16 protein-coding genes, 1 other RNA gene and 1 pseudogene are annotated in these 21,015 nt (G+C 41.5%); 10 read left to right on the top strand and 8 right to left on the bottom strand.

Translation table 11 applies throughout. The annotated features are described in order from the left end of the window. Nucleotides 1-10 precede the first annotated feature (10 nt). Nucleotides 11-2,035: a methyl-accepting chemotaxis protein gene (locus tag AC1EU0_RS02910; RefSeq protein ID WP_480300424.1), complete on the top strand. Its 2,025-nt coding sequence runs from the start codon at nt 11-13 to the stop codon at nt 2,033-2,035. Nucleotides 2,036-2,206: 171 nt separating this feature from the next. Here the strand turns inward: AC1EU0_RS02910 and AC1EU0_RS02905 are convergent, their stop codons facing one another. The 6 genes from AC1EU0_RS02905 to AC1EU0_RS02880 form a co-directional block, all read right to left on the bottom strand. Next, nucleotides 2,207-2,557 carry a RidA family protein gene (locus AC1EU0_RS02905; protein ID WP_480300423.1) on the bottom strand — a complete coding sequence of 117 codons (351 nt, stop codon included), beginning with the start codon at nt 2,555-2,557 and terminating at the stop codon, nt 2,207-2,209. Between the two features lie 149 nt (nt 2,558-2,706). Then, the gene (locus AC1EU0_RS02900) at nt 2,707-3,474 is read right to left on the bottom strand and encodes a hypothetical protein (RefSeq protein WP_480300422.1); all 768 of its coding nucleotides are present in this window, start codon (nt 3,472-3,474) and stop codon (nt 2,707-2,709) included. 970 nt (nt 3,475-4,444) lie between these two features. Then, nucleotides 4,445-5,011 (bottom strand): division/outer membrane stress-associated lipid-binding lipoprotein, encoded by a 567-nt coding sequence (gene dolP, locus AC1EU0_RS02895; protein WP_480300421.1) that lies wholly within the window; start codon nt 5,009-5,011, stop codon nt 4,445-4,447. Beyond that, nucleotides 5,008-5,601 (bottom strand): phosphoheptose isomerase, encoded by a 594-nt coding sequence (locus AC1EU0_RS02890; RefSeq protein WP_480300420.1) that lies wholly within the window; start codon nt 5,599-5,601, stop codon nt 5,008-5,010. The genes dolP and AC1EU0_RS02890 overlap by 4 nt, the downstream gene beginning before the upstream one ends. Before the next feature lie 406 nt (nt 5,602-6,007). Continuing rightward, nucleotides 6,008-6,334: a YraN family protein gene (locus tag AC1EU0_RS02885; protein WP_480300419.1), complete on the bottom strand. Its 327-nt coding sequence runs from the start codon at nt 6,332-6,334 to the stop codon at nt 6,008-6,010. Next, complete coding sequence (locus AC1EU0_RS02880) at nt 6,331-8,151, bottom strand: penicillin-binding protein activator (RefSeq protein ID WP_480300418.1); 1,821 nt, start codon at nt 8,149-8,151, stop codon at nt 6,331-6,333. The genes AC1EU0_RS02885 and AC1EU0_RS02880 overlap by 4 nt, the downstream gene beginning before the upstream one ends. Nucleotides 8,152-8,261: 110 nt before the next feature. On the opposite strand from AC1EU0_RS02880, the gene rsmI reads away from it, so the two are divergent. From rsmI to AC1EU0_RS02835, 9 genes are all read left to right on the top strand, one after another. After that, nucleotides 8,262-9,104: a 16S rRNA (cytidine(1402)-2'-O)-methyltransferase gene (rsmI, locus tag AC1EU0_RS02875; RefSeq protein WP_480300417.1), complete on the top strand. Its 843-nt coding sequence runs from the start codon at nt 8,262-8,264 to the stop codon at nt 9,102-9,104. Between the two features lie 223 nt (nt 9,105-9,327). Beyond that, entirely contained in the window at nt 9,328-9,960 is a 633-nt protein-coding gene (locus tag AC1EU0_RS02870; protein WP_480300416.1) for a TetR/AcrR family transcriptional regulator, read from the top strand. Between the two features lie 53 nt (nt 9,961-10,013). After that, entirely contained in the window at nt 10,014-11,108 is a 1,095-nt protein-coding gene (locus AC1EU0_RS02865; protein ID WP_480300415.1) for an efflux RND transporter periplasmic adaptor subunit, read from the top strand. A gap of 4 nt (nt 11,109-11,112) precedes the next feature. Beyond that, nucleotides 11,113-14,235, top strand: a complete 3,123-nt coding sequence (locus tag AC1EU0_RS02860; protein ID WP_480300414.1) for an efflux RND transporter permease subunit — start codon at nt 11,113-11,115, stop codon at nt 14,233-14,235. A 54-nt stretch (nt 14,236-14,289) separates the two neighbouring features. Continuing rightward, nucleotides 14,290-14,651: RNase P RNA component class A (gene rnpB / locus AC1EU0_RS02855), an RNA gene on the top strand. Nucleotides 14,652-14,737: 86 nt separating this feature from the next. After that, nucleotides 14,738-15,367 carry a phosphatase PAP2 family protein gene (locus AC1EU0_RS02850; RefSeq protein ID WP_480300413.1) on the top strand — a complete coding sequence of 210 codons (630 nt, stop codon included), beginning with the start codon at nt 14,738-14,740 and terminating at the stop codon, nt 15,365-15,367. A gap of 36 nt (nt 15,368-15,403) precedes the next feature. After that, on the top strand, nt 15,404-15,949 hold the full coding sequence (locus tag AC1EU0_RS02845; protein WP_480300412.1) for an outer membrane beta-barrel protein: 546 nt from the start codon (nt 15,404-15,406) through the stop codon (nt 15,947-15,949). A gap of 452 nt (nt 15,950-16,401) precedes the next feature. Next, nucleotides 16,402-16,896, top strand: a complete 495-nt coding sequence (locus AC1EU0_RS02840; RefSeq protein WP_480300411.1) for a sugar dehydrogenase complex small subunit — start codon at nt 16,402-16,404, stop codon at nt 16,894-16,896. Further along, nucleotides 16,893-18,506 carry a GMC family oxidoreductase gene (locus tag AC1EU0_RS02835; protein ID WP_480300410.1) on the top strand — a complete coding sequence of 538 codons (1,614 nt, stop codon included), beginning with the start codon at nt 16,893-16,895 and terminating at the stop codon, nt 18,504-18,506. The genes AC1EU0_RS02840 and AC1EU0_RS02835 overlap by 4 nt, the downstream gene beginning before the upstream one ends. 69 nt (nt 18,507-18,575) lie before the next feature. Here the strand turns inward: AC1EU0_RS02835 and AC1EU0_RS02830 are convergent, their stop codons facing one another. Continuing rightward, nucleotides 18,576-19,196 (bottom strand): single-stranded DNA-binding protein, encoded by a 621-nt coding sequence (locus AC1EU0_RS02830; protein ID WP_480300409.1) that lies wholly within the window; start codon nt 19,194-19,196, stop codon nt 18,576-18,578. Nucleotides 19,197-19,269: 73 nt separating this feature from the next. Beyond that, a pseudogene (locus AC1EU0_RS02825) lies at nt 19,270-20,688 on the bottom strand (MFS transporter); the annotation flags it as partial. Nucleotides 20,689-21,015: the final 327 nt, after the last annotated feature.

The raw sequence follows: 21,015 nt of genomic DNA, 5'->3' as shown, positions 1-21,015 counted from the left end.
CGTATTAATTATGTTTAAAAATAAAAGTATCTCATTTCAGGTGCTATCCCTGATAACGGTGTTAATTGTATTTGCCTTTGCTAGTACCGCCACTCTGATATACAAGCAAGCCAAGACCCTCTATTTAGAACAAACCTTGAGTGATCATCAGAGTAAAATTGATACCTTAGCAAAAGCCCTCAGCGAAGAATATCAAGCTTTTTTACTTTCAGCAGAGCACCTCGAAGGAGCACTCGTCCACGGGTATTTGCATGGATTAGCCCCAGCCGCCGGAAACGATTCAATAAAAGGTAAGTCTGTAGATCGAATTGAAGCTTCGGGAAAGCCTTTATCGGAATTAACGCCTGTTATTGACCGTTTTAAACAAAATACTGAAGCTGATGCCACTATCTTTTTACGAGATGGTGATGATTTTATTCGCGGTATTACTACGTTAAAAAATGCCAATGGTCAAAGAGTGGTAGGAACTTACCTTGGAAAGTCACACCCTGGTTATAGCAAGTTAATGTCAGGGCAGCCTTATTCATCCATGGTCAAGTTATTTGGTAAAAACTACCTTGCTTATTATCGGCCCTTACTCAATAACGGTCGTATTTTTGCGCTCGCATTTGCTGCTATTCCCCTACAAAAAGCGACTGAGTCCATATTTAAAGCAATTGAAGAAGTGAAGTGGGGTAAAGGCGGTGAAAGTTTTGTGGTTAATGGTGCAAGCGCTGAGCGTGGAAATTATTTATTGCACTCCAATATCAACTTCATAGGGCAAAATATCCAAAGCACAGTAAACGATGATGGTCGTCGTCCACTGGCTAATTTAATGGATACGATTAATGAAGTGCATTTTTATCAATCTCAATCAGGAAAAGACATACAACAAAAATACATGGTGACTTCCTATGTATCTGGTTGGGATTGGGTAATAGGTGGTGGCACTTCAGTTGCTGAAATTACTGAAGGCAGTACCTATTTGCTTAAAATCATCCTAACCATTGCCGTTGTTGTGTGTCTTGTGGTGATTGTGATCTTGTATTTGGTCATGCAAAGGTTATTAGCACCAATGGCAAAAAATCACGATTACATGAAGCGCCTAGGTAATGGTGAAGTGAGTTTAACGGTTGAGGGTGGGGATGCTTCATCAAATAATGAGATGGCACAATTAACCGCTGTTGTTGGCAGTATGGCAGGTAGACTGTTTGAATTGACCACAGATATAAAAGATATCAGTACATCCTTAGCTGCCCAAGCAGAACAGGCCAAAGGTAATGCGGAAGGAAGTTTAATTTCAGCTGAGTCTCTACAGTCGCAAATTGAGCATATTGCTACAGCAACGGAAGAAATGGCCGCGTCGGCGCAAAGTGTTGCTGGGCAGGTTGAGCAAATCGCAATGAGTGTGCGAGAGGCTAATGATGATGCAATAGCTGGAACTAAAATCGTTGAAAATATGCAGGCTAAAGTATCTTCGCTATCTGAGCAAATTCAATCATCGTCTGAAGCGATCCAAACCGTAGAAGTGGAAAGCAACAATATTCAAAGCGTCACCAAAATGATTGATGAAATTGCTGAACAAACCAACTTGTTAGCCTTGAATGCGGCTATTGAAGCAGCGAGGGCTGGAGAGCAAGGCCGAGGCTTTGCGGTTGTGGCAGATGAAGTTCGAAGCCTAGCGGCTAGAACCCAGCAATCAGTTAAAGAAGTAGTGGGTATCATCAGCCAGTTGCAAAGCAGTACACAAACAGCCGTTAAGCTGATGAAACTTAGCAGTGACCATGGACTAGAAGTTGACAAGCAGGCTGAAGAGACTGGTGGTGCGCTTTCTGGTATTGCCACTCGAATATCCCATATCGAACAAATGGCACAAGAAATTGCCGCGACTTCTGAACAACAAGCGAACGTGAGTACTGAAATTGCCTCCAGTGCAAATGAAGTCACTGTTTTAAACCAAAATAATTATAAAGCGGCACAAGATACGGCTCAAAGTTCACAAGAGCTGAACCAATTATCCAATCAATTATCAGAAAAAGTGAGTTACTTTAGATAAGGAAAATAATATTCACAGGGAGGTGATATTTAAAAAGCATCTGAAATGGTTAAAGTATATTGATTTTAGATTCAAATTTTATAGAGTAACCCGTGTTTGCTATCACAAAATCAATACTGTTCGTAGCATAGGACAATAGTTGGCGCTAGCATGACTAACGCCGAATCACTTTTATTTTTCTGCTGCGACCACTGAAATTTCAACAAGTAATTCTTCACGTGCCATATTAGCCGTGACACACGCTCTTGCGGGTGCGTGACCTTCTGGCACCCATGCATCCCAAACGGCATTCATTTCTGCAAAGTATTGCATATCTTTGATGTAAATCGTGGCGGATAAAATGTGCTCGCGATCACTGCCTGCTTGCTCTAGTAATGTATCGACCTTATCTAACATGGTCTGAGTTTGCTCAGTGATCCCTTTAGTGGCATCGGCGCATACCTGACCACATAAGTAGATAGTGCCATTGTGCTTAACAATACGACTCATACGTTGTTTGGTTTCAAGTCTTTCGATGGACATTACAGGAGTTCCTTGGTCATTAGAAGGTCGCGTATGTTAGCAAGAAAAGACAGAGTTAAAAACATTTTTAGGCATATAAATCATATAAGTTAAGATTGGTAAGAGCTGGCATATTTTCAACTTGATACAAGAAGTTAAGGTGCATTAGATCAGTGAAGCATTTCATCTAATGTTTGCTTCATCAGCTCTCCATACATGTTTGAGGAGGCACTTTCAGCTATTGCTTCATAAAATTCCTGACACCTTTGTTCATTAGATGTCGCTAAAAATTTCATTAGCCAAGTTCTGAGCTTATCGGATTGTATATGTGCGCCAGAGCATACCTCTATTTGCTGTAACTGTTGGTAATCTAGTAAGTTTCGCTTGCTAAAATAGCCAAAAATCGTTATTAAACTTGATGATAATTGGCTTATAAACGTTGAATTACTAAGGCAAGATTCGATGGCTCGATGATATTTTCCGGTATGACTAGAATTGGCTCCTGTTGTTTTTGGCTTTTGTGGCTTAATCGTCTCTGTTTGAGAGCTTTTATGTGCCATTTTCAGCTGAGAGGTTTGCTGAGGTTCATTGCTAAGAGGCGTTTCAGGTCCAGCACTAGCTTCGATTGCAGGTAGCTCTATTTCAGGTTCTAACGCTAGTAAATTCTTGTTACTTATCATCATAGGAACACAAAGGGCGCAGGCTTGACCATCAGTGAATTCACCTGTTTTTTCCAACATTGATTCTAGGGCAAGTTGTAATAAGGTATCGTGGGCTCCTAGAAACTGTGACTCATTCTTTTTTAACCTTTCGTTGTCAGTTTTACTTTCGAGCAGACATAAGCCAATAGCGAGTTGAGCCCTTGTAATCCCAATCGCTCCACAAGATTGATATAAAACTGCAATAGAAAAATTTTGATTAGGGACTCTTTTTGTCAAACTTATACTTTCTAGTAGGCAATTTGAATTCTTCCCCAAAATAGCAACTAATTGCTTGATTCATTGAGGTTAAAATAACATGTGTAGGATTAGAGCAAGACGTATGCTTCAATGCATAGAGTTGGTCTGTTGGCGTAATTTTGCCATCTAAAAGTACCTTTAACGACTGTATTAATGGCTCCATTGCTTTAATACAAAAATCAAAAGGCAGCTTATAAAGTCCGTTACTACGGCTGAATTCGGTATCAATTAAAAGAGGATTGAGGGGAGCTATCGGTTTGTCTTGTGATGATGAAGTCCCTATTTGGGGTAATGTAAGTGCTTGGGGGTGAGTTTGAGTTGGAATGCACCTAACTATTCTCCCCCAAAGATCATCATTTAGTCGTATCGTTGCCCGTGTACTTTGGAGCCTTTCTTGTATGTGTAACAAGCGGGTAGACGATGTTGAGCTTGGATACTCAGTAATTAAAAGGTTACAAACTGCTTTAATTAAATTCGGTTCTTCGCTTTGAAGTTGACAAAATGTTAAGCAACTTCTTGGTGTGTGACAGAAAATAGCCGCAAGGGGGAGCGACTTTAGTTCTTCACTCTCTCTCTGTTCTAAAAAAAGCGCTTGTAAATTATTAAGCTCTGTACAACATGATATCGATATCCAAGTCTTTGTTCTCACTTTTGTGGTTGTTACCAGTTCTCTTTCTTGATGAAACTTGACTGTTTTGGGGTTTTATCACCTAACTGTGATCGGTAACTGTAGGTTTCACGCGTTGTCTTGGTCTTTGAGTGGGTTTGTTACTCAGAATGTATAAGGTTTACACTCTGCGGAATACTTACATCTACTTGCGTTTTCGCCATTAAGAGTATTATGCCTAAAAGTTATTGAACCAAAGCAATACTTTGCTCAAATATCGAGTTAGGCACAAAACTATCAGTTTGATCAAATAACAATCAAGTTAAACCCAATTAATTTTGATTAATTCGAATAATCAAAGACTTTAATGACTTTTTGGACCCCTGTTGTGTGGCGGGCAACATTCACCGCTAAATCAGCTTGCTGAGGGTGAATAACTCCCATTAAAAAGACTTCACTATTTTCAGTGATAACTTTAATGCGAGTGGCATCTAAGCCTTTTTGATTAAGCATTCTGCCTTTCACTTTGGTGGTGATCCAAGTGTCATTAGTGCGAGTCGTAAAACCTGTAGGTGAGCTGATCCTTATTTGATCATAAACTAGATCGGCTATCTTCATTCCTTTAACGATACTGATAGCCTTATTACGAAGCATAGCATTCGGAGCTTGCCCGATAAGTAAGATTTTACGGTTTACTGTAATGGCGCGAATGTGGGTCTGGCTTTTAATATCTTGATGCTCAGCTAATGCTGCAATAACTTTAAAATCGGTATCAGTATCATCAAGTTGAGTACCTAGACTGCGCTTATCATTGAGTGCTACAGCCCCGCCTGCTGCACCCGCAATAATTAAACCGGCACAACCTTGGAGCATAAAACAGGTTAACAATAAGGCAATCAGTTTTTTCATGCTTGTTCGTCCTGTGGAAATAGGGTCTTATCAATGTTGTCGCATAAGCAGTGGATCACAAGTAAGTGGACTTCTTGAATGCGTGCTGTAATGTTGGATGGAACACGAACTTCTACGTCATTTGGTCCCATTAAACCCGCCATTGGGCCACCATCTTTACCTGTAAGCGCGACAATTGTCATGTCTCGGCTTAGTGCCGCTTCCATGGCCTTGATGACGTTACCAGAGTTGCCACTGGTTGAAATCGCTAACAAAATGTCGCCCGGTTGACCTAATGCCAGAATTTGTTTTGAGAACACTTCATCATAGCTGTAATCATTAGCAATAGCGGTTAAAGTGGAAGAATCCGTCGTTAGTGCAATGGCTGGAAGTGGTGGACGCTCGATTTCATAACGATTGAGCAATTCAGCTGAAAAGTGTTGGGCATCGCCTGCGCTACCACCGTTACCACAAGCTAAAATTTTATTACCATTAAGCAGACAGTTCACCATCATTTGTGCTGCAAGCTCAATAGACTCTGGGAGTGCTTCTGCCGCGTCAATTTTAGTTTGAATGGACTCAGTAAAGCTGTCTTTAATGCGATCTAACATGGATATACCCTAACATACTAAATTGAGGGTAGTTTGCCATATTCTTACAGATGTCAAAAGCAAAGATTATGTAGAGGAAGTGATCTATTACTGATTCGCAAAAAACTGCTCAGTTAATGCGAAACTATGTTCCACTTCAACTTTAGAATGCATAGCTGCACCAATGATAAATGCTGTACTGACAACTCGAATTCTTGTCATGACAACATATGAGGAGTTCTAATGAGCACTCCGATTCAATGGGAGTAAAAAATGAGTTTATATCTAAAATAACCCTTTTTCGGCTATTTATAGTGCAGCTTAGGATCGAGCTCATTAAGTTTTACTGGCAAAAAATTTAATCAATAGTAACGGGTGATAACGACTTTTTATAGATATATGAAGTGAGCTTAATCTAATCTTTATCTTAAAACGCCCCTTTTATCCACTGAATTTTCTGATTATCGATGGCGATGACATCAAATCTGCAAGGAGCATGAATACGATTATGCTGGATATACGCATTAGCTGCTTTACGTATTCGTTGAATTTTTTTGGGTGAGATAGCACTGATGGCGCCACCAAAATTAGGATTAGTGCGGAGTTTGACTTCAACAAAAACCCAATGCTGACCATCACGCATGATTAAATCCAATTCGCCAAAAGGGTAGCGAACATTGGCTTTAACAAAGTTTAGCCCTTGATTAGTTAAATACTCTTGTGCTTGTTGCTCTCCCTGCTGGCCAAGATTCATAGAGGGTATAAGATCCCTTTTTTGTATTGCCCCCATTGTAATTGACGGCGAACCACACCAAATTGTCCAACTGATAAAGTGCCACTTTCTCCCTTAAATTGAAACCCAGGGAAAGCACGCATTTGGGCTAACTGACCAATTAATCCTAGAGCATCATTGCCCATGGTATAAAGCCGTTGTTGGTTATAGTTCCAAGTTGGCCACAGCTGATTAATACTTCGATGTTCAGTGGTATTTCGCATTAACCATGGTGCCTCACTCATGATGATGCCGTTATATTCTTTCCCTTTTTTGGTATTACCAATATTTGGGCGGCTACGGCTACTTGTATATAAAGGCACCGGGCGAGCGAAAACACTAAAGCTGACGTCGATAAAGGGTTTTAACAAAGGAAGATCCCGTGATCCTGAGAGCATGTAGATTGCATCAATATCACGGCGAGAGCGGAAGTCTGCTTTGACTTTTTTCCCAATCAAGGATTTGATTTTGCCTATACGACTTAAGCTATCAGTGACGCCCATGGCTTGTTGAACTGTTTGCTTCATTTTATTGGTATCTGCGTAGAAGTGGGTTTCGGCTTCTACACCTGTCAATTTGAACCACTCATTTTTAAAGGCTAATGCCATATTGCGGCCAGTTGAATTATCAGTAGCGAATACTAACGGTGTTTTAACACCGCTACGTTCCATGCGTAAAGCGGCATCGACGGCTTCTTGTTGTGGAGACAATGAGAAAAAGTAAGTATTTTCAACTTCACTTGGTTTCATTAATTGGTTTAAAAATAGTTGAGGAACAGTAACACCCTCAGATTCTTGTAATTGGTGAAGCTTAACCACATTCTTTGGCAGTAAAGGACCAATAATGAATTCGGCACCATCTGTTAACGCTTGTTGGTAGGCTTGCTCTACGTTCGAGCTGGTATCATAGAATTGTATAGACGTTTGAATACTATCTTTGTAATAGCGGTTCACAATGCCAGCTTTGATTGGCTCAGCAAAAGATGAACCATTACCTGTTAATGGCAATAACACTGCGATTTTTTTAGGCTGATAAGGTTTAGTATTAATGGCTTTTTTAAGATCGTCGGGTAGCTTAACAGCAGCTGGGTGCTGAGAATGAGCGTGTTGCCAACGGCTTAGATTGCTGATCAATTGCATGGGATCAGCACCATAAAATTTAGCAATGTAAGCCAGTTGAATCCAACCTGAAAATATTTTTGGTAAAGGTTGTTGTTTAAGGCTAGCCAACTGCTCTTGTTTTAATTGACTGAGTGTTTGCCAAATATGTTGGTTAAGCTTGGTCGCTTCATTTACATCTACATACATAGCCAATGATGTGTATGACTGCAATTTTTTTATCGGTTGTTGCACTAGCCCGAAAAGCAGGGCTCGTTGTTGGTAATAGTTTCGCCATTGCCAACGAGGAAGCTGCCAAGCATCAGGGTAAGATAAGATATCAAGTGCTTGTTGATATTGCTGTTTTTGATAGGCAGTCAATGATTTTAAATAACGATATTCAGCTTGAATTTCAGAGTTTGTCGTTAATTGGGTTGAAATCTGGGTTAAGAGATTCGTCGCTTGCTCACTTTGGTTTTTATTTAAAAAAGCGTGAGCTGCAAGTAATTGAGCACGTAACTTTAAGTTGTTTGCTTTTAGTTGTTTGGCTTTGGTTAAATATTCAGTGGCTGAAAATTTGACTTCATTTAAGGCCAAATCGGTAGCCGTTAAGGTTTTATTAGGTGACGAACTACAGCCAAGCAGAATTAAGCTTGTTAATAATCCAACTAAGTATCCCCGAATATTTTGGTTTTTCAACACAGATTTACTCTCTGATTATGATAATATTCCCACCCTAAAGGGCAGCGCTTTGGATATAGTTTAACCTGCTCTTATATATGACGAAAGTCTAAATGACGAATGAGGAAATTATGGATCACGTCGCGGCGTTATATGTGGTGCCAACACCCATTGGAAATCTAGCCGATATTACCCCTAGAGCCATAGAGGTACTTAAACAGGTGGATCTCATTGCGTGTGAAGATACTCGACACAGTGGCAAATTATTAAATCACTTTGGTATAGAAACTCGTACTATGGCGGTTCATGATCATAATGAGCGTAATCGTGCTGCCAGTATTATTGCCAAACTGAAGCAGGGCGAATCGATCGCTTTGATCTCTGATGCAGGTACGCCACTTATATCAGATCCTGGTTATCACTTAGTCTCTCAAGTCCGCGAAGCCGGATTTGCTGTTATTCCTCTACCGGGTGCTTGTGCTGCAATCACTGCACTAAGCGCATCAGGCTTGCCTTCAGATCGCTTTTCCTTTGAGGGGTTTTTACCAGCCAAAGAAAAGGGACGCAGCGATCGTTTATCTGCGCTTGCAGATGCAACTCGAACCCTGATTTTTTATGAATCTCCACATCGAATATTGCCAAGTCTTCATTCTATGGCACTACATTTTGGTGAAGATAGATCTATGGTGATGGCCAGAGAGATCACCAAAACTTTTGAAACCTTTTTATCGGGCACGATTGCTGAAGTTATTGAAAAAGTAGCGTCGGATGCTAATCAGCAAAAAGGTGAGATGGTGTTGATGATCAAAGGCGCTGAGACGAAAGAAGACGGGGAGTTATCGCCAGAAGTGATTAATACACTTACCCTGTTAAGCAAAGAACTACCATTAAAAAAAGCGGCAGCGATTGCCGCACAAATCTACGGATTAAAGAAAAATGCCCTCTATAAAGTAGGGTTAGAACTGGATTTATAACTCAATAATTTCGTTTTAAGCTTATCTAAGAAAAACGTTATCTTGGATAAGCTTACGTTCAAATCATTCATATCTATTTACAATTTTTCTATCCACATTTCCTCTCAAATAGTACAAAAATACAGGTGCTCAATTTACCTTCTGCTATCTTTATGCTTAAATTTGTGACCAGTAGTCACAAAGTGACTGTTGGTTTTATATAAATACCTTATTGGAGTGTTTAATGGTGGAATTAACACGAAAACAACGAGAGTTTGCACGCAGAGAGGAAGATATTTTATCAGCAGCCTTGAGTTTGTTTGATGGTAATGATTGGCAAAGTGTCACAGTGGCACAGATCGCTAACAAAGCCGAAATCGGTAAGGGTACTGTGTACAAGCACTTTAGCTGTAAAGAAGAAATTTATGCACGTATTGCATTGTCTCACTTTGAAAAATTTAGAGAGCAATGGCCGACAAAAATTCCTGAAGACAATTGCTTAGTGGCCGTCGAGAAGATTTTAAGGTTGGCGTTTCAAATTAGTTTGGATGATCCAGTAGGAGCCAAGGTGGCTCATTATTGTCATCGTGCGGATGTGAGAAAGCGTTTACCCGATACGGTGGCTAACGCTTTCGAAGAAATGGAAAAACAAGATCAATATTTTTTTGAAGAGTTACTCGAAGCTGGCATGAAAAGCGGCGAGATCCCGAGACAATCAGTTGAAGAGTTGGTCATTGCGTTACACGCCAGCTTTCATGGCACATTAAGAATGATTTGGGATGGTGAAATAGCCGCATTTGAAGGGTTAACACCAGAGCGTTTTATTGAGATCAATAGTCAATTTATGGTGGCAGGGATTTTAGGAAAAAGGCAGTAATTAAAGGTCGAAGTAAATTATTTCATGGTAGAAATTAATATAAGTTGGAAGATATGATCAAACCAAAGTTAAATTCCGTAACGATAGCTGTTTTACTGACACTAGGTGCGGTTGCTTGGATTGCAACAGGCACTATTTCAACTAGTCAAGACAGCAGTGAGCAAGCTCGGTCTCATCAAAAACAGCAAAAAGAGCAGTCACTATTTAAAGTGCAAGTTGCTGATTTTTCGGCAAAGGAAATGAGCAATATCCTTAATCTTCGCGGTCAAATCGAAGCGCCAAAACAGGTGTCATTAAAAGCCGAAGTGTCGGGTAAAGTGATCAAAAAGAACATCCTTAAAGGTGAACAAGCTCAAAAAGGGCAAGTGATTGTTCAACTTGAAGTGAACAACAGAAAGCTGTCTTTAGCATCTGCTAAAGCTGATTTATTAGTAAAGCAAGCCGATTTACAAGCCAGTGAACGTCTGCTCAAAAAGAAGCTGGTTTCATCAAATCAACACAAGCAAGCACAAGCACAGCTAGCGAATGCCGAAGCTAACGTAAAACAGCTGCAACTTAACCTACAACATACACAAATCAAAGCACCGTTCAGTGGCATATTGAATGAACTCACTGCAGAACCCGGCAGTTATGTAGGGGTTGGCGATCCGGTAGGTACTCTTGTAGACAATAGTTATTTGTTGATCGTGGTTCAAGTGCCTCAGCGGGACATTGCAAATATCAAACAAGGCTTGCCAGTTACTGCAGAATTGATCAATGGGAGAAAGGTGCAAGGTAAGGTGAGTTACCTTTCTCAATCTGCCGATCCTCAAACTCGTACTTATCGAGTGGAAGCTAAAGTCACAGGTTTACAGTCTTTACCTGCTTTTGGGCAAAGTGCAAAAGTGACATTGGATTTGAATTCAATTCATACCCACAAAATACCAGCATCAATGTTGGATTTAGCCACTGATGGTCGTTTACAAGTCAAAGGGGTGAATGAGCATAATCAAGTGAACACATATTTGGTTGATCTTATTCGTTCAGATCTTTCTGGAGTTTACGTAACAGGTCTCCCTGAGCAAGTCACCTTAATCACCGTTGGTCAAGGATTCGTTGCCAATGGACAAACCGTTGAGCCTCAGTATGTGACCACGGAAAAGGAATAACGGTATGGGTCGATTAATAGATTGGGCAATGGATCGAAGCCGCGCCGTTTTATTATTACTGTTTTGTGTGATTTTAGCGGGTTCAGTGGCTTATGTGGCTATTCCCCGTGAATCACAGCCAGATGTTGCTATTCCAAATATTTATGTTTCTATGGTGCATGAGGGGATCTCATCATCAGATGCCGAGCGTTTGTTAGTGCGTCCGATGGAAAAAGAGCTTCGCAGTATCGAAGGCGTAAAAGAGATGAAATCGGTGGCCTCGGAAGGCCATGCGTCGGTATCGCTTGAATTTGATGCCGGTTTTGATTCTGCTCAAGCTTTGCTAGATGTGAGAGAAAAAGTCGATTTAGCCAAAGTTAAGTTGCCGTCTGGCGGTGAAGAGCCTGAAGTTCACGAAGTGAATGTGGCTTTGTTCCCCGTCTTATCCATGAGTTTGTCAGGACCGATCCCTGAACGACAATTACTTAGGTTAGCGCGCGATCTTAAGGATGATATCGAAGCGTTACCCGAAGTATTGGAAGTAGAGATTGGTGGCGACCGTGAAGAAGTATTGGATGTAATTGTTGATCCTCTAATACTTGAGACCTACAACATCGATTTTCTGCAAGTGATCCGCAGTATCAGTAACAACAATAAGCTTGTTGCTGCCGGAGCCATTGATAATGGTGATGGACGAATGGTGGTTAAAGTACCGGGAGTTGTCGAAGACATTGATGACATGCTCGCGCTGCCGATCAAAACCGTTAACGATACCGTGGTAACCTTTGGAGATGTCGCTTCTATTCGCCGTACTTACAAAGATGCCCAAGGTTTTGCACGAGTAAATGGTCAAAGCTCAATTAATCTTGAAGTGAAAAAGCGTGTCGGTGAAAACATCATTGCTACTATTTCTAAGGTGAAACAGATAGTCGCTGAAAAAGAGGGTTTCTGGCCGAGCACATTGAGCTTAGATTACACCTTAGATCAGTCTGATCAAATCAACACCATGATTGGTGACTTACAAAATAATGTCATCAGTGCGGTTATCATGGTGATGATTGTGATCATTGGTGCCTTAGGTTTTCGTTCTTCTCTGTTAGTGGGCATGGCGATACCAGCGTCATTTCTTGCTGGGATCTTAGTCATCTACATGATTGGCTATACCTTAAATATCGTGGTTTTGTTCAGCTTGATTTTAGTGGTAGGCATGTTGGTTGATGGTGCTATCGTGGTTACCGAACTGGCTAATCGTTATGCCGATAACGGCCTAACGCCCAAGCAAGCGTTTGCCATGGCATCAAAAAGAATGAGCTGGCCTATCATCGCATCCACAGCTACGACCTTGGCAGTGTTCGTGCCATTAGTTGGTTGGCCGGGTATTGTTGGTGAGTTTATGAAGTACCTGCCGATCACGGTAATGATCTGCTTGATCGCTTCATTGTTTGTAGCTTTGGTGTTCTTACCTGTGCTAGGTGCAGCCATAAGCAAAAAAAACACCAGTAGAAATGACACTGTTGAAACTGACCTTGTTGATGACACAGAACAAGCTGAAGCCCATGGTAAAGGCTGGTATTCAAAGACCTTAGCGTTAGGCTTACGTCACCCAACCAAAGTGTTTGGACTGACGATCATGGCGATCATTATCAGTTACATGAGTTACTTTACCTTAGGATTAGGGACAGAGTTCTTCCCAGATACAGAGCCTGATAGTGCTAAAGTATTGGTTCATGCTCGTGGTGATTTGTCTATTTACGAAAAAGATAAGCTACTTCGCCACGTTGAGGAACGTTTGATTGGTATGCCTGAGCTTAAGTCTGTTTCAGCTCAATCTTATAGCCAAGCGCCTAACCAGCTTGCTGAAGATGTTGTGGGTACAGTTCAGTTCCAATTTATTGATTGGAAGTGGCGTCGTCCAGCATCGAAAATTCTTGAAGAAATGCGCCAAAAAACAGCCGATATAGCAGGCGTTAAATTGGAGTTTCGAAAGCAAGAAGATGGCCCTAGTGCCGGTAAACCAATTCAACTACAAGTCAGCGGTATCAGCCAAGAGAACATTTACCATGCGGTAGATATGATCCAAGCTGAAATGGATAAAACCGATGGTCTTAAAGATATTGAAGACAACCGACCTCTGCCTGGCATCGATTGGCAGGTGACAGTAGATCGCCGCGCTGCTGCGCGTTATGGCGCTGACATTAACCTTATTGGCAGTGCCATCCAAATGATGACTCGTGGTTACAAGGTTACAGACTTTAGACCCGATGATGCTGAAGAAGAAGTGGATATTATGATCCGTTTTCCACAAAGCGAACGCAATTTAGATCAATTGTCTAATTTCAGTATTCAAACGCCATCTGGCTCTGTGCCTTTATCTAATTTTGTGGAGTTAAAGCCAGTTGCGAAAACAGGAACCATTAAACGTGTCGATGCCAAACGGGTTATTACCATACAAGCAGACATAAAAGATGGTTTTTTAGCCAGCGAACGTTTGCAAGCATTACAGACCAAGCTGAAAGAGAAAACCTTTCCTGCTGATATTCGTATTACCGAAAAAGGTGATTCGGAAGATCAAAAAGAAACAGGGGTATTTTTATCTCAAGCTTTCTTTATTTCGGTGTTTGCAATGTTGATGATTCTGCTTATGCAGTTTAATAGCTTTTATCAAAGCTTACTGGTACTGAGTGCCATTATCTTTTCAACCGCTGGGGTATTACTCGGATTGTTAGTTGCTCAACAAGCTTTCGGTGTTGTGATGGTTGGTTTAGGGATTATTGCGCTAGCAGGGATTGTGGTTAACAACAATATCGTATTGATTGATACTTACAATGCAATGCGTAAACAAGGTCATTCTGCTTATCATGCAGCTTTGATAACAGGGGAATTACGTTTACGACCAGTATTACTGACTGCTGGTACAACAGTGCTAGGTTTGATACCAATGGTCTTGTCGATGAACCTTGATTTTATTAATCGGGAAGCGGCCTTTGGTGCGCCGTCAACACAATGGTGGACGCAATTAGCCAGTGCGATTGCAGGAGGCTTGGCATTTGCTACCGTACTGACTTTGTTCTTAACGCCGTGTTTGTTGGTGTTAGGCAATAACGTGTCGAGTTGGTGGAATAATCGCCGCTCTGTACAAACAGCGTGATTTTACAGACCTAAACCATAGCCTAGAGTCTATGGTTTAGGTATAATTCGCCTTGAGTTGACCGAGACAATCGCTGCATCATCTTTATGGATGGTGGGGAGGAAAGTCCGGGCTCCAAAGAGCAGAGTGCCAGATAACGTCTGGGCGGCGTGAGCCGACGACAAGTGCAGCAGAGAGAAGACCGCCAAGCTTGCTTGGTAAGGGTGAAAGGGTGCGGTAAGAGCGCACCGGGCCACTGGTAACAGTTGGTTGCAAGGTAAACTCCACTCGGAGCAAGATCAAATAGGTTCCCGCATGGCGTGGCTCGCGTTGGGAACGGGTAGATTGCTTGAGCCTACGAGCGATTGTAGGCCTAGACGAATGATTGTCGCTGTCGCAAGACAGAACAAAACCCGGCTTATGTGGTCAACTCGTTAATTCTATGAAAATGTCGACTTCGGTCGACATTTTTGCTTTCTACGCTAGGCTCAATCTATAACCTCTAGATCAGGGTAGAATGGGCATGCAATCTATCAGTGATACTCTTTATCGTATTTCATTAGTGCTTATCGTACTTGCAATCGTCAGCTTTGTTTATTGGGATAAAGCGATTGCTCTCTACTGTTACCAGTTGTTTGAAAACACGGCTTTATTTGATGCTATGCATTTATTAGGCACAAGTACAGGAACAGGGGTGATCTTCCCCCTCGTTATTATAGTTGGGGTATTGATTTTGCTTCTTTATTCGAAAGGCAAAATTGATAGTATTCATGATATGAAAGTCGTGTTTAGCGGTTACACCTTAGCGATTGGCGTTACTTTTTTGCTTAAATTTTTGCTTGGTCGTTATCGTCCGAAACTATTTATTGAACATGACTGGTATGGCTTTCATGGCTTCACACTCGTTCACGATTACAGCTCAATGCCGTCTGGGCATGCCACTATGGCAGCAAGCTTGATTATCCCAATAGGAATAGTCCTGTATCAAAAACACAAACTGTTTGCCTTGTTGACTGTTGGCTTTGGCACATTTTTAGGATTAAGTCGGATCATTATCAGCATTCACTTCTTCTCTGATGTGTTGGTGGGCATGGCTATTGGTTTAAGCTGCTTTGCTTTCGCACTTCAAAAAATTAAATCTCAACTATACTGACTTTGCCTAATGAAATTTATCAACATAAGGACGTGAATGATGAAAAAAACACTATTGGCAATAATACTGGCGGGTTTCTCTACGACAGCAATGGCTCAGTGGGGAGCTGGTGTACATTATATTGGTATTATGAGTAATGATAGTGGGCCTGATGTATCGTTAAATGGGATTCAAGGGTCGTTATCCTACCGTTTTGATGTCGGTGAAGGTGTCGATATCATCCCCGAGCTTAGATATGCCACAGGTGTCGGTAAAGATGACGTTTCTGTACCAAGCCCGATCCCTGGTCAAGTTCAAGTCATTGATATCGAACTTGAAGCTGCATTTGGTTTGGCTATTCGCGCTCAATATGAATGGGATAATGGATTCATCATTTATGGCGAACCTACTTATATGCGAATAGACTCAAAAGGCACGACCAGTATTCTTGGAAATAACCTGAGTGTTAATTCTGATGATTGGAAGCTTGGTATCGGTGCTGGTTTAGGTTACCGTTTGACGGATCAACTGGTAGTTGATTTTTCTTATAACCGTTCAAATGACGTTGATATTGCCAGCCTTGGGTTAAGATTCGACTTCTAATATTATCGAGTCCACATTTTAATAAATAAAGGCATTCAATAGGATGCCTTTATTTTTATGTTGCTAGAGGCCGTTCCCAATTAAAGACTTTTTGATTTGTTACAGACTAAAATTGGCAAAATCAAGGCACGAAGATTGAAGTTTAGTAAGCTAAATGAATAATGAGTGACGCAGAGTTTGACAATTTTAGGCGTAACCCGTAAGGCTGCGTTTCTTTTTTGTTTAAACTGCGTTGTCAAATGTTCGTGTAGAAACGAAGTAACGACAGTTGTGTATGTCGGTAATAACTACACTTCACATTTTCCGCCTTGTTTAACCTAAAAAATTAACAGCAGCAAATCAAAAATCTAATTGGGAACGGCCTCTAACACCTCTTATCGTTTTTTTTATTGTCAGGTATTTGTCAGCCTTTAAGGCGTAACATCAAGCTATTTAGAACTTAAGGGCTTGAAATGTTGACGAGACGAGAAACGTTAAACTTAATCGCATCAAGTCTCGGCTTTACGGTTTTTTTTCCTCAGTGGATAAATCTGGCTGTTGCGGGTGAGTCAAATCAACCGACGGGTCTCCTATATGTGTCCTCGTTTCTTACCGGATTTGCCAAGATAAACGAATCATTGGTTAAGCCTTTCCACACAGAGTTAACTGCTCAGTTTGGACATGCTTATTGTAAAAAAGCCATTGCTGACCTTGATGCCAGTTTTAGGAAAGCCAGCACATCCATCGAATTAACCCAAATTTTGCAGCAATACCGCTCTTTTTCTAAAGCCATATTGAAGCTATGGTTTCTAGGGAAATTTATTCATTCTAGACCTGCGTTGGATGTCCAAGACTTCGCATATCAACAAGGCTTGATTTGGCAGATCATTTCAGCAACGCCACCTTGTGTCCCTGATGACAGAGATTGGTCGGTGCCACCAGCGCCTAGTTTGAAGATTGCATTATGACTCATGATGCCGAAGTGATCATTATTGGTTCAGGGGTAGCCGGTGCCCTAGCCGCGTGGAAGCTGAGCCAAGCGAATATCAAAGTAATTGTGCTCGAAGCTGGCCCTTACTTTAAAGACAGAGAGAAACATGCACAAAAGTTTCGTATTGCTGGTGCTTATCAAGGGATTGATACACCGTATCCATTCCACCCTGAAGCTCCAAGGCCCAATGCGGACGATACATCAAATTATTATGTTCAAACAGGGCCAGAACCCTTTAAAGGGTTTTATCAGCGCATTGTCGGGGGGACGACATGGCATTGGATGGGCATTTGCCCGCGCTTTTTACCAGAAGATTTCTCCCTCAAAAAACATTTTGGTGTGGGTGTAAATTGGCCGCTGAATTATCAGCAAATTGAGCCTTATTATGGACAGGCAGAAAACGCACTAGGAGTGTCAGGAGATTCAACTTTAGATACTGGCTCAGATAGAAGCACGGATTATCCCAACCCTCCCCTTAAGCAAAGTTATTTGGATCAGGTACTGTCACAAAATTGTGATGGCTTGTTGTATCACGATATACCGCTAAAAGTATCCGTTGCTCCACAAGCTAAACAACCTTGGTGTAAAGGCAGCGGCAGTTGTATTCCTTTATGCCCAACAGGGGCTAAATATGAAGCGAATACCCATATTAACTTAGCGAAAAAGCATGGGGCGGCGGTAATTGCAAAAGCTGTGGTTCATCGGTTGGATGAACATCATGGTCGAATTCACAGTGTGAGGTACTTAGATTGGGATGGTCGTGAACATAAACTAACTGCAAAATATTTTATGCTCGCCGCTAATGCTATCGAGACTCCCAAGATTCTACTGATGTCAAAGTCAGCAAGGTACCCCAAAGGACTTGCTAATAGAAGTGATATGGTAGGGCGAAACTTGATGGATCATCCTTTAGTGGTATCACAATGCCTGTCTCCTGTGCCTGTATATGGTTTTAGAGGCCCTATAGCAACGTCGAGTATTGAGTCTTTTAGGACTGGAGACTTTCGAAAACACTTTTCCGGTTATCGGATTAACATTCACAATAATGGCTGGGCATCTCCTCACGCCAGTCCGTATGCTGACTTTGAATCTCCAGTTAAAGAGTTTAAATATGGAGATGAACTACAGCAGGCGTTGAAAGATAGAATACAGAGACAAATCTCGATAGATGGCGCTATTGAGCAATTACCCAATCGCAGAAATCGAGTGAGTTTAAGTCAACATCGATCCGATAAATTTGGTTTACCTCACCCAGAGATTTATTACCATTTTACCGAATATGAACAAAAGGGATTAAAAGATATCAAACTGTGCTTTGAAGCCATGTTTACTAAGCTTAAAGCCACCGAAATTCTGCATATTCCTGAAGTGCTCTCGTCTGGACACATCATGGGGACTTGTAAAATGGGGTTAAGCTCTTGGGATTCGGTGGTTTTACCTAGTGGTCGAACCTATGAGCATAAAAATTTATATATTCTTGGTTCGAGTGTGTTTCCTACCTCTGGTACAGCCAACCCTACGTTGACAATAGCAGCATTAACATTAAGAACAACTGAATCTTTGATCAAAACTATCAAGGGAACTTAATCAAACAAAAAGGCCTTGCAATAGCAAGGCCTTATCAATGCAATTAGAACTGCATTAAGTACGTTTCCCCTAGAATGGAATATCGTCGTCCCAGCCATCATCCAAGTTTGGCGTGTAATTTTGCTGAGCAGGTTGTTGCTGAGGTGCTTGAGCAGGTTTAGCTTGTTGCGCTGGCGCCTGTTGTGCAGGAGTTTGTTGCTGAGGCTGATAGCTCTGCTGTGGCTGTTGCGGTTGATAGCTTTGTTGCTGCTGTTGTTGCGGCGCACCGTAACCAGAAGTTTGTGGCTGCTGGGTTGGTGCTTGTTTAGGTGCACTGTAACCACCTTGGTTGGCATTCATGCCACCACCTTGACGGCCATCAAGCATTTGCATTTCGTTACCAACGATCTCAGTTTTGTAACGATCTTGACCTGTTTGTTGATCTTGCCATTTACTGGTTTGTAGACGACCTTCAACGTATACCTTAGCGCCTTTTTTGAGATATTCACCTGCAATTTCAGCTAAGCGACGATACATAACGATGTTATGCCACTCAGTACGCTCTTGTTGCTGACCTTGTTGATCTTTCCAAGTTTCACTGGTTGCAATGGTAAAATTGGCTACCGCATTGCCATTTGGCATATAACGAACTTCAGGATCGCGCCCTAAATTACCCACTAATATTACTTTGTTCACACCACGGCTGGCCATGATTTTCTCCTGCGAGTTTAATATTTTTTGCTTACATGCATAACGGCTAGAGTATGCTTTTTTGTCAGTTAATTCAATCTGAGCTCTTTAAAATTGCTTGTGCACTTTCTAATTCAAATTGATCGGTAACTTTGAGATAGGCGGCTTGTTCTTCCGTGATCAATATCGCTTCAGCAACGCCAGTTAGAGCTGATAACTGAGCGGCTATCTCTTGGGCGTGGGCTTTATCTCGGATTTTGGTGGAGAGCGTATAGCTTTTTAACAGTACGGGATTTTCCATGCCTAAAGATAATAATAGCCAAATTCCCACTAATACCAAGGCCACGATAAATACACCGTTAGCACCAACCCATTGATACATGCTTCCACCTAATAGACCACCACAAAAGGCGCCTAAAAATTGGCTGGTGGAATAGACTCCCATGGCTGAACCTTTATCGCCAGCTGGGCAAAATTTAGCAATCAAGCTGGGTAATGACGCTTCAAGATAATTAAAGGCGGTAAAGAAAAGTAAGACCCCTAATGCAATCAGCCAAAATTGATTTTCAAATAAGGCCAATATGGCAAGGGAGGCTAACATGATCAGTAATGAGATTTGAAACGTGGCTTTGGTGTTTTTCTTTTTAACGCCAATGATGATCAAAGGCACCATTAAGAAAAAAGCACCAATGAAAGTTGGGAAGTAAAGCTTCCAATGATTTTCTTTGGCAAAACCAGCGTGAACCAATACAAAGGGTAAGGCTACAAATACTGCTGTTAGGGTGAGGTGAAGGATAAAAATCCCCGCATCAAGACGAATGAGTTGCGGGTTTTTTAACATGGTGAGCAAACGAGCAGGTGCGGCCACAGTGTCACCTTTAGGAGCATGACGAACAGGGTTAGGCACAAAAAATTGCACGATCAAAACACCAATAACCGCAAAAATCGCCGTCATAATGAATAGGCCTGATAACCCTAAGTGATGAGCTACAATCGGCCCAAGCAATAAGGCGAGTGCAAATGAAAAGCCAATACACATACCAATAACGGCCATGACTTTGGTGCGCTGTTCATCTCGGGTTAGGTCAGCGGCTAAAGCAAGCACAGCAGCGGCAATCGCCCCCATACCTTGTAAAGCACGACCCGCAATCACCATGTAAATACTAGTGGCACTGGCAGCGACAAGGCTGCCGATGGCAAATACAATCAAGCCGCCGATAATCACAGGTTTACGGCCGACTTTATCGGATAAGATCCCCATTGGGATTTGTAATAAGGCTTGAGTTAATCCGTAAGCACCAATGGCAACACCCACTAAGAACGGAGAAAATCCGGTTAAGTGCTGACCATAAAGGGCAAACACTGGCATGATCATGAAAAGCCCCATCATTCTCAAGCCGAAAACACTGGCGAGGGAAGCGGCTACTTTCTTTTCAACTGCAGATAAGCCATTACTTTGCATGTTAAAAAACCTTGAAGATAAAAATGGAAGAGTGATACCTATTTGAATTGAATGATAATTGAAAGTTGAATCTGCTCAATTCAGTTAAAAGCAGCGCATAATAGCATACGGAAACAGAGAGTATAAAAATTTAGGGCGCGCCCTAATAGATACCCTCTACTAACACTCTATTTTAATAGTGTTTTTATTGTAAACGAGGATTCTCGAACGCAAAAGTTTATAAACAAGAATTAATGGGAAATAGAAATTGGTTGCTGTTGATTCTGAACCCTTTGGGGGTAACATAAAGTAACGATTTTGGTAGAGAGGTTACACTGACAAATTACTTCTGGCATACTGTATATCCTTTCAGTACTTTTGAGATAAAAACGAGAGCTT

This window comes from Parashewanella sp. 2210YD4-3, assembly GCF_056591735.1.
This window is presented reverse-complemented; position numbering and strand designations above follow the sequence as displayed.

What these genes read in the sequence shown, in the direction of transcription:
- AC1EU0_RS02850 (WP_480300413.1), top strand. Translation starts at nt 14,738, where the DNA reads ATGCAATCTATCAGTGATACTCTTTATCGTATTTCATTAGTGCTTATC.
- AC1EU0_RS02865 (WP_480300415.1), top strand. Translation starts at nt 10,014, where the DNA reads ATGATCAAACCAAAGTTAAATTCCGTAACGATAGCTGTTTTACTGACA.
- AC1EU0_RS02860 (WP_480300414.1), top strand. Translation starts at nt 11,113, where the DNA reads ATGGGTCGATTAATAGATTGGGCAATGGATCGAAGCCGCGCCGTTTTA.
- AC1EU0_RS02890 (WP_480300420.1), bottom strand. Translation starts at nt 5,601, where the DNA reads ATGTTAGATCGCATTAAAGACAGCTTTACTGAGTCCATTCAAACTAAA.
- AC1EU0_RS02885 (WP_480300419.1), bottom strand. Translation starts at nt 6,334, where the DNA reads ATGAATCTTGGCCAGCAGGGAGAGCAACAAGCACAAGAGTATTTAACT.
- AC1EU0_RS02830 (WP_480300409.1), bottom strand. Translation starts at nt 19,196, where the DNA reads ATGGCCAGCCGTGGTGTGAACAAAGTAATATTAGTGGGTAATTTAGGG.
- AC1EU0_RS02870 (WP_480300416.1), top strand. Translation starts at nt 9,328, where the DNA reads ATGGTGGAATTAACACGAAAACAACGAGAGTTTGCACGCAGAGAGGAA.
- rsmI (WP_480300417.1), top strand. Translation starts at nt 8,262, where the DNA reads ATGGATCACGTCGCGGCGTTATATGTGGTGCCAACACCCATTGGAAAT.
- AC1EU0_RS02835 (WP_480300410.1), top strand. Translation starts at nt 16,893, where the DNA reads ATGACTCATGATGCCGAAGTGATCATTATTGGTTCAGGGGTAGCCGGT.
- AC1EU0_RS02845 (WP_480300412.1), top strand. Translation starts at nt 15,404, where the DNA reads ATGATGAAAAAAACACTATTGGCAATAATACTGGCGGGTTTCTCTACG.
- AC1EU0_RS02905 (WP_480300423.1), bottom strand. Translation starts at nt 2,557, where the DNA reads ATGTCCATCGAAAGACTTGAAACCAAACAACGTATGAGTCGTATTGTT.
- AC1EU0_RS02840 (WP_480300411.1), top strand. Translation starts at nt 16,402, where the DNA reads ATGTTGACGAGACGAGAAACGTTAAACTTAATCGCATCAAGTCTCGGC.
- AC1EU0_RS02910 (WP_480300424.1), top strand. Translation starts at nt 11, where the DNA reads ATGTTTAAAAATAAAAGTATCTCATTTCAGGTGCTATCCCTGATAACG.
- dolP (WP_480300421.1), bottom strand. Translation starts at nt 5,011, where the DNA reads ATGAAAAAACTGATTGCCTTATTGTTAACCTGTTTTATGCTCCAAGGT.